The organism is Phocaeicola coprocola DSM 17136, from assembly GCF_000154845.1.
Taxonomy (GTDB): Bacteria; Bacteroidota; Bacteroidia; order Bacteroidales; family Bacteroidaceae; genus Phocaeicola; species Phocaeicola coprocola.
Genome location: NZ_DS981476.1, coordinates 1 through 11,822, shown reverse-complemented (window position 1 = coordinate 11,822; position 11,822 = coordinate 1). Strand labels below are relative to the sequence as shown.

Annotated in this window: 9 protein-coding genes and 1 pseudogene; 7 read left to right on the top strand and 3 right to left on the bottom strand. The window is 40.0% G+C overall.

Features of this window, described 5'->3' with window-relative positions; translation table 11 throughout:
• The first annotated feature begins 48 nt into the window (after positions 1-48).
• Positions 49-822 carry an SGNH/GDSL hydrolase family protein gene (locus BACCOP_RS09155; RefSeq protein ID WP_007568554.1) on the top strand — a complete coding sequence of 258 codons (774 nt, stop codon included), beginning with the start codon at positions 49-51 and terminating at the stop codon, positions 820-822.
• Positions 823-918: 96 nt separating this feature from the next.
• Here BACCOP_RS09155 and BACCOP_RS09150 read toward each other — a convergent pair whose 3' ends face one another.
• Positions 919-1,299 carry a DUF3127 domain-containing protein gene (locus tag BACCOP_RS09150; protein ID WP_007568552.1) on the bottom strand — a complete coding sequence of 127 codons (381 nt, stop codon included), beginning with the start codon at positions 1,297-1,299 and terminating at the stop codon, positions 919-921.
• Positions 1,300-1,508: 209 nt separating this feature from the next.
• On the opposite strand from BACCOP_RS09150, the gene dnaN reads away from it, so the two are divergent.
• The 6 genes from dnaN to BACCOP_RS09120 are packed head-to-tail and all read left to right on the top strand — an operon-like array spanning position 1,509 to position 8,846.
• Complete coding sequence (gene dnaN / locus BACCOP_RS09145; protein WP_007568550.1) at positions 1,509-2,633, top strand: DNA polymerase III subunit beta; 1,125 nt, start codon at positions 1,509-1,511, stop codon at positions 2,631-2,633.
• 49 nt (positions 2,634-2,682) lie between these two features.
• Entirely contained in the window at positions 2,683-3,459 is a 777-nt protein-coding gene (locus BACCOP_RS09140) for a 3'-5' exonuclease (protein WP_007568548.1), read from the top strand.
• A gap of 5 nt (positions 3,460-3,464) precedes the next feature.
• The gene (coaBC, locus tag BACCOP_RS09135) at positions 3,465-4,658 is read left to right on the top strand and encodes a bifunctional phosphopantothenoylcysteine decarboxylase/phosphopantothenate--cysteine ligase CoaBC (protein ID WP_007568546.1); all 1,194 of its coding nucleotides are present in this window, start codon (positions 3,465-3,467) and stop codon (positions 4,656-4,658) included.
• Positions 4,659-4,678: 20 nt separating this feature from the next.
• Complete coding sequence (recN, locus tag BACCOP_RS09130; RefSeq protein ID WP_007568544.1) at positions 4,679-6,352, top strand: DNA repair protein RecN; 1,674 nt, start codon at positions 4,679-4,681, stop codon at positions 6,350-6,352.
• 20 nt (positions 6,353-6,372) lie between these two features.
• The gene (gene rlmB, locus BACCOP_RS09125) at positions 6,373-7,125 is read left to right on the top strand and encodes a 23S rRNA (guanosine(2251)-2'-O)-methyltransferase RlmB (RefSeq protein ID WP_007568542.1); all 753 of its coding nucleotides are present in this window, start codon (positions 6,373-6,375) and stop codon (positions 7,123-7,125) included.
• Positions 7,126-7,145: 20 nt separating this feature from the next.
• Complete coding sequence (locus BACCOP_RS09120; RefSeq protein ID WP_007568540.1) at positions 7,146-8,846, top strand: trypsin-like peptidase domain-containing protein; 1,701 nt, start codon at positions 7,146-7,148, stop codon at positions 8,844-8,846.
• A 133-nt stretch (positions 8,847-8,979) separates the two neighbouring features.
• Here BACCOP_RS09120 and BACCOP_RS09115 read toward each other — a convergent pair whose 3' ends face one another.
• Both BACCOP_RS09115 and BACCOP_RS21625 read right to left on the bottom strand, forming a co-directional pair.
• Entirely contained in the window at positions 8,980-11,634 is a 2,655-nt protein-coding gene (locus BACCOP_RS09115; protein WP_148315617.1) for a TonB-dependent receptor, read from the bottom strand.
• A gap of 106 nt (positions 11,635-11,740) precedes the next feature.
• Positions 11,741-11,822, bottom strand: a pseudogene (locus tag BACCOP_RS21625) (transposase domain-containing protein); the annotation flags it as partial.

The window sequence follows — 11,822 nt, the reverse complement described above, 5'->3', positions numbered from 1 at the left end:
GCATATCTTCTGTCGGGACTACTCTTGAGTACCCAGACAAGTCCCTGTATGGCAATAACAGATGAGCCAAAAGCATCGACAAACATACAAAAGAGTCAATGGAAAGGAAAAAGAGTCGCCTTCCTGGGTGATTCCATCACCGATAAAAAGCATGTAGGAACCACCAAAAATTATTGGCAATATCTGGCAGAAATGCTGGGGATCGAACCTCTGGTTTATGGTATCAATGGCAATCAATGGAACGGTGTATTGAAACAAGCACAGAGGCTGAAAGCAGAAATCGGAAATGAAGTAGATGCCATTATCATCTTTGCCGGGACAAACGATTATAATGCCGGAGTTCCCTTAGGAGAATGGTATACGTTCAGCTACGAAGAAACAACTATAAAAGGTGGAGGAAAAGAAGTACGCAAGAGAAGAAATACCGATCTGAACAGCAATACATTCCGTGGTAGAATCAATGAAGCCCTCAGTTACCTGAAACAAAACTTTCCCGACAAACAAATTATTTTAATGACTCCAATACACCGGGCTCAAGCACGTTTCAGCAATGAAAACATTCAGCCAGAGGAAGCCTTTCCCAATAAACTAGGATTATACGTAGACGAGTATGTAAACGTCATAAAGGAAGCCGGAAACGTATGGGCTGTTCCAGTAATAGATTTAAACAGCATCAGCGGATTATATCCAATGTTTGACACCCATGCCCAATATTTCCACGATGAAGTGACTGACCGCCTTCACCCTAATGCAAAAGGACACTACCGTATGGCAAAAGCTATCATGTATCAACTACTGGTCTACCCTGCCGATTTTGAATAAAGGACATACAGCTTATAATACAGACGGGCTCATGCAAACCGCTTTCTTTGTAAAGCATACTGCATGAGCCCGTAATATTTTTCAACAGAAGAATGATCAGAAAGGCAAATCATCTTTCTCATCCGATGCAGCAAAGTCAACCGGAGCAGCCGGTGCAGCATTCATCGGAGGGAAAGGAGCATCCATAGGCGGCATCTGCTGAGCAGCAGAAACGCGTTCTACCTTCCAGGCACGGATACTATTAAACCAACGTCCCTGCCATTCACGAGCATCTATATCAAAAAAGACATTCAATTCTTCACCTACCTGAATATTAAACTGCTGTATCTTGTCTGCCCCAAACACATCAAAGCACATCCGACGAGGATACTGGTCGTGAGTTTCGATGACATATTCCTGTACCTTCCATTCATTACCACTCTTAGAAACACCACCTCTGGGTTCAAGAACTGCTATAACTTTTCCTGCTAATTCCATATTTTAAGTTTTTAAATCGGTCACGAAATTACGCTTTTCCGAAGAAGAAAACTAATTTTTACCCTCTTTTTTGCAATGCATCTACAATCTTTTCGTAACTTTGGCAAGATTAACAGCACACTGCAAAGTGCTTTATTATCCGGACAAAAACATTCGTCCGAAAGACATATTTTGATATAATTTAGAAAATAATTAATATACGAAAGACCATGAAATTTATTGTTTCAAGTACAGCCTTATTCAGCCACTTACAGGCTATCAGTCGTGTTATCAACTCAAAAAACTCATTACCGATATTAGATTGTTTTCTTCTGGAATTACAAGACGGAACACTGTCGATGACTGCTTCCGACAATGAAACCACATTGTCTACTTCCATCGAAGTGAACGAGTTCGATGGCGACGGCCATCTTGCCGTTTCATCAAAAACGCTACTGGAAGCTCTGAAAGAAATTCCTGAACAACCATTGAGTTTCCAAATTAACCCAAGCAATTTGGAAATCACTGTACAATACCAAAACGGTAAATATAGTTTAATGGGACAGAATGCAGACGAATATCCGCAAACACAGGAACTGGGCAGTAATGCCGTACAAGTCAACATTCCTGCTGATGTCCTCATGGGTGGAGTAAACCGCAGCATCTTTGCAACAGCCGACGACGAATTGCGTCCGGTAATGAATGGTATCTATTTTGATATAACTCCGGAAGACATTACTTTGGTAGCTTCTGACGGTCATAAACTAGTTCGCTGCAAAACATTTGCTGCGCATAGTGATGAAAAAGCTGCATTCATTTTGCCTAAGAAGCCTGCAAACCTACTTAAGAACCTGTTGCCGAAAGAGCAAGGTGATGTACAAATCGGTTTCGACGACCGCAACGCTTCATTCACGTTAGAAAATTACCGCATGGTCTGCCGTCTGATCGAAGGACGTTACCCTAATTACAATTCGGTAATTCCTCAAAACAATCCACATAAAGCAACCATCGACCGTGCTGCATTTATCAGCGCATTACGTCGTGTTTCTGTATTTTCTTCTCAGGCCAGCAGTCTTATCAAACTGAGTCTGTCTGAAAATCAGATGAAAATCTCAGCACAAGACATCGACTTCTCTACCTCTGCAGAGGAAACAATCATCTGCCAGTATGAAGGCAATGCTATGAGTATCGGATTCAAGTCATCATTCCTGATTGACATCCTGAACAATCTTTCTGCACAAAATGTAGTTATCGAACTGGCAGATCCGTCGCGTGCAGGAGTCATCGTACCGGAAGAACAGGAAGAAAATGAAGATATCCTGATGCTGCTGATGCCGATGATGCTGAACGACTGATAAAAAACTAACTTCAGAGCTATTTAAAGCTTAAACAAAAATATTGTATATGAAACTGAATTTAAAGAACCCGTTGGTTTTCTTCGATCTGGAAACGACGGGAACGAACATAAATACAGACCGTATAGTCGAAATTTGCTACCTGAAAGTATATCCTAACGGAAACGAGGAAAGCAAAACAATGCGTGTCAATCCGGAGATGCATATACCGGAAGCTTCTACTGCCATCCACGGTATTCACGACGAAGATGTTGCCGACTGTCCGACATTTAAGGAAATAGCTAAAGACATTGCTCGCGACCTGGAAGGAGCAGATATTGCCGGATTTAATTCCAACCGTTTCGACGTACCGGTGCTTGTCGAAGAATTTTTGCGTGCAGGTATAGACATTGACCTTACCAAACGTAAATTTATTGATGTACAGGTTATTTATCACAAGTTGGAACAGCGCACTTTATCAGCAGCATATAAATTTTATTGCGGAAAGAATCTGGAAGATGCCCATACCGCTGAAGCAGACACACGTGCAACTTATGAGGTGCTGAAGGCCCAGCTTGATCATTATCCGGACGTATTGGAAAATGATATCAAATTCCTGTCCGAATATTCTACTTATAGTAAGAATGTAGATTTTGCAGGACGTATTGTATTTGATGACAACGGTGTAGAAGTGTTCAATTTCGGTAAATACAAAGGAATCTCTGTAGCAGAGGTATTACAGCGTGATCCGGGATACTATGGCTGGATATTAAACGGAGACTTTACACTGAATACAAAGAATGTATTGACAAAAATCAGATTGCGCGAAAGCGGATTGGTGAAATAAGTATAATGAAAGGGAAAAAAATAGTATTAGGTATTACAGGCAGTATTGCAGCCTACAAAGCTGCGGTACTGACACGCTTGTTGATAAAGAAAGGCGCAGAAGTACAAATCGTCATCACCCCGGCCGGAAAAGAATTTATTACTCCTATTACACTATCGGCACTGACCAGCAAACCTGTTATCAGTGAATTCTTTTCACAACGCGACGGAACATGGCACAGTCACGTCGACTTAGGACTGTGGGCTGACGCAATGGTCATAGCTCCTGCCACAGCTTCCACCATTGGTAAGATGGCACATGGTATTGCAGACAATATGCTGGTCACAACTTACCTCTCGATGAAAGCCCCGGTATTCGTTGCTCCGGCAATGGACCTGGATATGTTTGCGCATCCCTCTACTCAACATAATCTGGATATCCTCCGTTCATACGGAAACCATATCATCGAACCGGCTTCGGGCGAACTGGCCAGCCATCTGGTTGGTAAAGGAAGAATGGAAGAACCTGAAAAAATAGTAGAAGCACTGGAAAACTTTTTTGCCAAACAAGAAGATTTGAAGGGCAAAAAAGTAATGATAACAGCCGGTCCTACTTACGAAAAAATAGATCCGGTACGTTTCATCGGCAACTACTCTTCCGGAAAGATGGGTTATGCACTGGCAGAAGTTTGTGCTGAACGTGGTGCGGAAGTGACACTAATCAGTGGTCCTGTAAACCTGAATGTATCTCATCCTAACATTCACCGCATAGATGTAGAAAGTGCAGAGCAAATGTATCAAGCAGCCAAAGAAGCATATGCTCAGGCAGATGCAGGTATCCTCTGTGCTGCCGTTGCCGACTTTACTCCGGAACAAACTGCCGATCATAAAATAAAGCGTGAGAAAGACGATCTGGTATTACGTCTGAAGCCAACTCAGGATATAGCTGCTGCACTTGGAAAAGAGAAAAAGCCACATCAGCTCTTGGTCGGGTTCGCATTAGAAACTAATGACGAGATTCTGCACGCCCAAGATAAGCTCGTACGGAAAAATTTTGACTTCATCGTACTCAATTCCTTGAACGATAAAGGTGCCGGTTTCCGTTGCGATACCAATAAAATTACCATCATCGAACGACAAGGAGAAACTCCTTATCCACTAAAAGGGAAAAAGGAAGTAGCTGAAGATATTATTGACAAACTTGCCTCTATACTTCACTAAGCTCACCGAAAGGAATACATATGTTACAGTCCATTTACATACAAAACTATGCATTAATCGACAAGCTGGATATCAATTTCACATCCGGCTTTTCGGTTATTACAGGTGAAACAGGAGCCGGAAAATCTATCATTCTGGGAGCTATCGGATTATTATTGGGACAGCGTGCTGATGTAAAAGCGATTAAAAATGGAGCATCAAAATGCATTGTCGAAGCCCATTTTCATATTTCAAATTATGGAATGGAATCTTTTTTTGCTGAAAACGATATCGAATATGATCCAGAAGAATGTATTCTCCGCCGGGAGGTTTCAATAAATGGTAAAAGCCGCGCCTTTATCAATGATACTCCGGCTTCGCTGGCACAAATGAAACTTTTGGGCGAAAAATTGATTGATGTGCATAGCCAGCATCAGAACCTGCTCCTTAACAAGGAAGGATTTCAGTTGAACATTCTCGACATTCTGGCACAAGATGACAGACAGCTCGTTCAATATCAGCAAGTATATACCGACTATAAACAGGTATGTCGGGAGCTGGATGATTTTATCGCACAAGCTGAAAAAAGTCGCCAAGACGAAGATTATATTCGTTTCCAACTGGAACAGTTGGAGGAAGCTAACCTACAAGAAGGCGAACAAACAGAATTGGAGCAAGAAGCAGATACGTTAAGTCATGCGGAAGAGATAAAAGCCGGACTATATAAAGCCGAACAGCTGATTGACGGAGATGAAGGCGGTGCACTTTCACATACCAAAGAGTGTATGCAAACCCTGCAAGCCATATCGCGTGTATATGCTCCTGCCTCCGATTGGGCTGAAAGACTGAACAGCTGTTATATTGAGCTGAAAGACATTGCACACGATTTATCCGGAGCTGAAGAAGAAATAGAATTTAACCCTTCACGACTGGAATATGTAAACGAGCGGCTGAATCTGATATATAGCCTTCAGCAAAAACATCGGGTAGAATCAACAGAAGCACTTATCGAGCTAACAGCACACTATCGACAGCAACTGGATGCTATTACTTCATTCGACGATCGCATTGCCGAATTGAATCAGCATAAGGAGAAGCTGTATAACGCTGTATTGGAACAAGCCTCCCAACTAACAGCACTTCGCACTGCTTCTGCACGACATATAGAAGAGCATATGAAGTCCCTACTCGTCCCGTTGGGTATGCCCAATGTACGTTTTGCAGTAGAGCTTACTCCACGCAAAGAACCAGATGCCAACGGGATGGACAGCGTGACGTTCCTTTTCTCAGCCAACAAAAACGGAACTTTACAAAATGTGGCTTCCATTGCTTCCGGTGGCGAAATTGCTCGTGTAATGCTTTCCCTAAAGGCTATGATTGCCGGAGCTGTAAAATTACCGACCATCATTTTCGATGAAATCGATACAGGCGTTTCCGGCTCTATTGCCGAAAAAATGGCACTCATCATGCAAGATATGGGACGTCAGAACCGTCAGGTTATCAGCATTACCCATCTTCCGCAAATTGCAGCACGAGGCATTGCGCATTATAAGGTATACAAAGAAGATACAGAAACAGGAACAAACAGCTACATTCGTCTGCTGAACAATGACGAGCGTATAAAAGAAATAGCCAACATGTTAAGTGGAAGTACGCTGACTGAGGCTGCACTGAACAATGCACGTGCACTGTTGGAAGGAAATTCAAATCTTTAAACGAAATTAGAAAACAGCATATGATTGAAAAAAATGAAATGATATTCGGCGTAAGAGCCGTTATAGAAGCCATACAGGCAGGCAAGGAAATCGATAAGGTACTGGTAAAAAAAGATATCCAAAGCGACTTATCGAAAGAGCTTTTTGCTGTATTAAAGGAAACATTCATCCCTGTACAACGTGTACCGGTAGAGCGTATCAACCGTATTACAAAGAAAAACCATCAGGGAGTAGTTGCCTTCATCTCTCCTATTACCTACCAGCGTACGGAAGACATTGTACCTTTCTTGTTTGAACAAGGAAAAAATCCGTTGCTGATCATGCTGGACGGACTGACTGATGTACGCAACTTCGGAGCCATTGCACGTACTTGTGAATGTGCCGGAGTAGATGCTATTATTATCCCTTCAAAAAATAGTGTCAGCGTAAATGCCGATGCAATCAAGACTTCAGCAGGAGCATTGCATACCATTCCCGTATGTCGCGAAAACAACCTTACTAACACTATCAAGTTCTTAAAAGATAGTGGATTCAAAATTGTAGCAGCAACCGAAAAAGGTGACTACGACTATACCAAAGCAACTTATACCGATCCAACTTGTATCATTATGGGAGCAGAAGACACCGGTGTTCCTTACGAGCATCTTGCTTTATGCGACGAATGGATAAAAATACCTCTGTTTGGCTCCATCGAGTCACTCAACGTATCTGTAGCTGCAGGAATCCTGATTTACGAAGCTGTCAAGCAACGTGGATTCACAAATGAAGAATAAAACGTAAACGCTAAAGACACATGAAAAAGACAATACTCATATTAGCTTGTGGAATGTCTTTCCTTACAGGATTTTCACAAGAACTCCCCAAATGGGCAAATAAAGCCAAAAAGGCTGTATTCTCGGTTATCACCTACAACAAGGATAATCAAATTCTGAATACAGGAAACGGATTCTATATAGATGAACAGGGAACAGCTGTTTCCGACTACAGTCTGTTTAAAGGAGCCGACCATGCAGTCATTGTTACCGCTGATGGTAAAGAACTACCTGTAAAATATATTATGGGCGCAAACGACATTTACGATGTCGTTAAGTTCAAAACGGAATTCGACAAAAAGGCAGCAGCTTTACAACCAGCATTACAAGCTGCTACACCAGGAGAAACAGTTTACCTGCTTCCCTACTCAACACAGAAATCTGCCAACGGACAGAATGGAACGATTGCCAAGATTGACACGATAGGGAATAACTCTTTCTACTATACGTTGAATATGCAAACGACAGATAAAACTGTAAGCTGTCCGATAATGAACGGAAATGGCGAAGTACTGGGACTTATTCAAAAAAATTCTGATCCGGAAAGTAAAGAAAGCTATGCTATTGGAGTAACTTATGCTTCATCACTATCTATCAGTGCACTATCGGTAAATGATCTTACGCTAAACTCTATCGGTATAAAGAAAGGGCTTCCTGAAGATGAATCACAAGCATTGGTTTATCTCTACATGGCAGCATCTACACTCGATCGTGACAGTTACCTGGGATTGTTAAACGATTTCATCAGCCAATATCCAGAGAATCAGGAAGGGTATCTGCGCCGTGCTACCTGTTACATAAATTTCGGTGATGACAGTCACAATGCACTTGCCGAAGAAGATCTGAAGAAGATGCTCGACATTGCCAAACAAAAAGATGATGCCCATTATAATATTGCCAAACTGATTTACAGTTACCAGTTGAATAAAGGAGACAAGCCTACATATGCAGACTGGACTTTCGAACGGGCACTTAATGAAATCAATACAGCTATCCAGATAACCCAACAGCCCATCTATTATCAGGTACAGGGAGATATTTATTTTGCCATGCAGAAATACGCTGAAGCTTTTGCAGCTTATGATACGGTAAACAAAAGCTCACTTGCATCGGCAGCTACATTCTATTCAAGTGCAAAAGCAAAAGACTTGATGGAAGGTGTAGACAAAAAAGAAGTCGTTGCACTAATGGATAGTGCTGTAGCACGCTTTAATAAACCATACGGAAAAGATGCAGCTCCATACCTGTATGAACGTGCGGGAGCCAAAACAGCTGTTAAAGATTTCCGGGGAGCCGTAGCAGATTACAACGATTTTTATGATGCCATGATGGGACAAGTTTCTGCCGAATTTTATCTGATCCGCACGCAGGCAGAAATGCAATGCCGCATGTTCCAACAAGCTATAAATGATATTAATAAAGCTATCGAACTGGATCCTCAAAATGTAAATTACTGGGTAGAAAAAGGAGGAGTATGTTTACGTGTCAACCAAACAGCAGAAGCAGTTCAAGCTCTCGAAAAAGCAATCTCTATTGATTCGCAAAACGCTCCAGCCTACCGTATGTTAGGTTATATTCAGGTTCAGCAGAAACAGACAGAAAAAGGTATTGCTAATCTGAAAAAGGCCAAAGAACTGGGTGATGAAGTAGCCATTGGATTGCTCGAAAAATACAGCAAATAAAAAAAACAGTTAAAGGGAATTCATCAGTGAATTTCACTGGATATAGAAAGAGCCATAGTAAACCTGTTTTTAGGAATACTATGGCTCTTCCGTTATTCATAAAAAAGAAATAATCAATGATGTTTGGTAAACATTACAAACGATCTAACTCATTAAAGTCTTGCTTATGAGTTCTACTCTTTTCTTTCCCAAATCTATAAGATATATTCAGCTTTATTTGTCTTGACTCACCCTTTCCCCAATTCCAAAGATGAAAACCTTCAAATGAACTATAATTATCCCAATTGTTAGTCCAAAACAAATCTGTCAATGATAAATTCACAGCTAACCGTTTATTCATAAACGCCCTGCCAAGTGCTATATCAATGTATCCACTTGAATCCATTTTTTCATTTGAGGCTCCAAGTCTTTTAGTTGCATACGACCCATTCATTTCCAATCGGAGTTCCCAAGGAAGACGAAATGTATTCATCATGGTAAAAATTCCAGCTATAGCATCTTTTTTAAATTTCCGGTACGTATCAAAAGCAATATCTTTATAAACGTAATAACCAACTAAGTTCAAATTCATCTCCCACCCCTGAACCGGAGTTAAGCCCTGATTAAAGGTTATCGAGAACTGTTGTTGCTTACCAATATTTCTAGGAGTCATAATTACTTTGTTAATAGACAGAGTATCAGTAATCTGCGCCTTATAATCTTTCATATAGGTATAAGCAGCGGTTACAGAAGTGTACTTATTACTATAGGTTGCACTGATCCGATAAGTTTTCTGAGGCATAAGGAAAGGATTTCCTTTCCAATACGAAAGTTCATCCAGTAAGTACTCAAACGGATTCAAATCCTGATAAGCAGGTCGGTCTATCCTACTCCCATAACTGATAGAAAGAGCCTGTTCGTCTGCTATCTGATAATTCATACTCACAGAAGGAAATATATTGAAATAATTTCTTTTGTTATTCTTATCACCCACTCCATCTACAGTAAACAAACCTCCCTCAGACCAAGTTTTTTCACCTCTTAACCCGACTTCCAAATTTATCCTACTATTCAACGGATATACATAGAGTAAATATGCAGCAAGTATTTGTTCTTTGTAAGTAAAGTCATTGGATTGCGTAACATCTATTATCTCTTTATTATCTTTTATCTCAAAAAATTTATAACCATTGTCTGCATTAACGTTAGAATATTTAATACCAGATTTTAAATCACCTTTTCCAATTTTATGTTGCTGGGCATATGCTAAAGCATAAATATGAATATTCCTACTGTTTACCGATTTATAAAGAAAATCGTTCAAAACCATCCCATCTGGCGATTGGTATGTATTAGGCTGTAAGTTACCAGAGCCACCATCAAACCATGCATAATTTGCATCAACTGTATATTTTACACCTTCTTTAGGAGTTGATACGTAATAGAGATTTGCTCCATAACGATTCCCTTTTTGCATATAATATTCGTTTCTAGCATAAAGAATCTGTTCAAGTTTATTTTGTTCCAAGTTTCTGATCTCTGTTGTTGTAATAGTCTGCCCAGGCCCAAACAAGGCATTTGCCGTAAGCTCTCCACCAACGAGATTTTGTTTATTGAATTTATATTCAAAATTTAAACTTCCGGCAATAGTCTTCCGCTTGTCTGTATCAATAGTCGGACTATAGAATTCTTTCCCCGCCTGAATACGACGCATCCCATAATCCAAGTTATAATATCCAAACTGATGATGATAATTACTTACTAGACTAAACTTACCATGTGTATAACCAAATGTTAACTCAGTATTCTGACGAATATTATCCCAATAAGATACACCATTATTTATCGAAAAGGAATAACCTTCGGAATGCTGTTGCTGTGTATTAATATTAATTATTCCTCCAGATCCTTCGGCATCATATTGAGCTGAAGGATTATTGATAATCTCTATTGAAGTTACGGCAGACGATGACATGGATTTCAGTATGGAAACCAGTTCTTCCTGTTTCATGTAAGTAGGCTTTCCATTAAAAATTATCAATACGCCATTTCTCCCACCTATACTGATATTATCGTTACCATTTACCAATATGCCTGGTGTCTTTTTTAACACATCTAAAGCAGAACTACCAGCTAAAGTAGAACTATTTTTTGGAAAAAATACTGTATTACCATTTACAATTCGTACAGACGGAGTCTGTTTTTCACCTATCACAAGTATATCGTCAAGAAGTATACTTGCAGATTGGAGTTTAATATGAAAAGTAGTATCCTGGTCAAGCTCAAAAGAAGAGGTCAAAAAGGGAATATAACCTAAACAACTGACATATAACTGAATATTTCCTTTTGCAGCGAGTTTGAAAATACCTTTATCAGACGTAATACCTTGACTTAGAGAAGTACTTGTTTGAGAATTTATTACGCTGACAACGGCAGCATCAATAGGGCGACTTAGAGAATCTGTAACCAAACCAGACAGTGTATATTCCAACCTCTTTTGTACAGAATCTGATTTTTGAATTACATAAGTTTTTTCACGTACTTTCGTATAAATAAGTGGCTTTTCTTGTAATATTATCCCTATTATATCCTCGAGGGTCTGATCTTTTGCATGAAAAGTCACATGATAAGACTCAACATCTTTATAGTCGAACAAGATATGAGTGCCACTTTCGTTTTCGAGCTTTTTCAAAGCTTCTGCCAGAGTTACATTGTGTAATTCAACATCGATAGCTTGCGTCGTTTGTGCAGTCAGGGCAGAACTACACAACAACATGAAGCAAAAGGATTGTGCTAACCGTAATTTCATAAAATTATTGTTTTAATTTGTAACCATTCTATTTTCCGCCACGACAATTTTATCGGCTGTTTTTCAGCCGATAAAATAAAAATGTCCGCAAGAAAATAGTTTAGTTTTAACATTCCGATTTATAAAAACATGGCAGAAGGACCTTCTTGTCGCAGTCCTTACCATGAAGAATACATTCAAACAAGTGC

What these genes read in the sequence shown, in the direction of transcription:
- BACCOP_RS09120 (WP_007568540.1), top strand. Translation starts at nt 7,146, where the DNA reads ATGAAAAAGACAATACTCATATTAGCTTGTGGAATGTCTTTCCTTACA.
- coaBC (WP_007568546.1), top strand. Translation starts at nt 3,465, where the DNA reads ATGAAAGGGAAAAAAATAGTATTAGGTATTACAGGCAGTATTGCAGCC.
- BACCOP_RS09115 (WP_148315617.1), bottom strand. Translation starts at nt 11,634, where the DNA reads ATGAAATTACGGTTAGCACAATCCTTTTGCTTCATGTTGTTGTGTAGT.
- rlmB (WP_007568542.1), top strand. Translation starts at nt 6,373, where the DNA reads ATGATTGAAAAAAATGAAATGATATTCGGCGTAAGAGCCGTTATAGAA.
- dnaN (WP_007568550.1), top strand. Translation starts at nt 1,509, where the DNA reads ATGAAATTTATTGTTTCAAGTACAGCCTTATTCAGCCACTTACAGGCT.
- BACCOP_RS09155 (WP_007568554.1), top strand. Translation starts at nt 49, where the DNA reads ATGGCAATAACAGATGAGCCAAAAGCATCGACAAACATACAAAAGAGT.
- BACCOP_RS09140 (WP_007568548.1), top strand. Translation starts at nt 2,683, where the DNA reads ATGAAACTGAATTTAAAGAACCCGTTGGTTTTCTTCGATCTGGAAACG.
- BACCOP_RS09150 (WP_007568552.1), bottom strand. Translation starts at nt 1,299, where the DNA reads ATGGAATTAGCAGGAAAAGTTATAGCAGTTCTTGAACCCAGAGGTGGT.
- recN (WP_007568544.1), top strand. Translation starts at nt 4,679, where the DNA reads ATGTTACAGTCCATTTACATACAAAACTATGCATTAATCGACAAGCTG.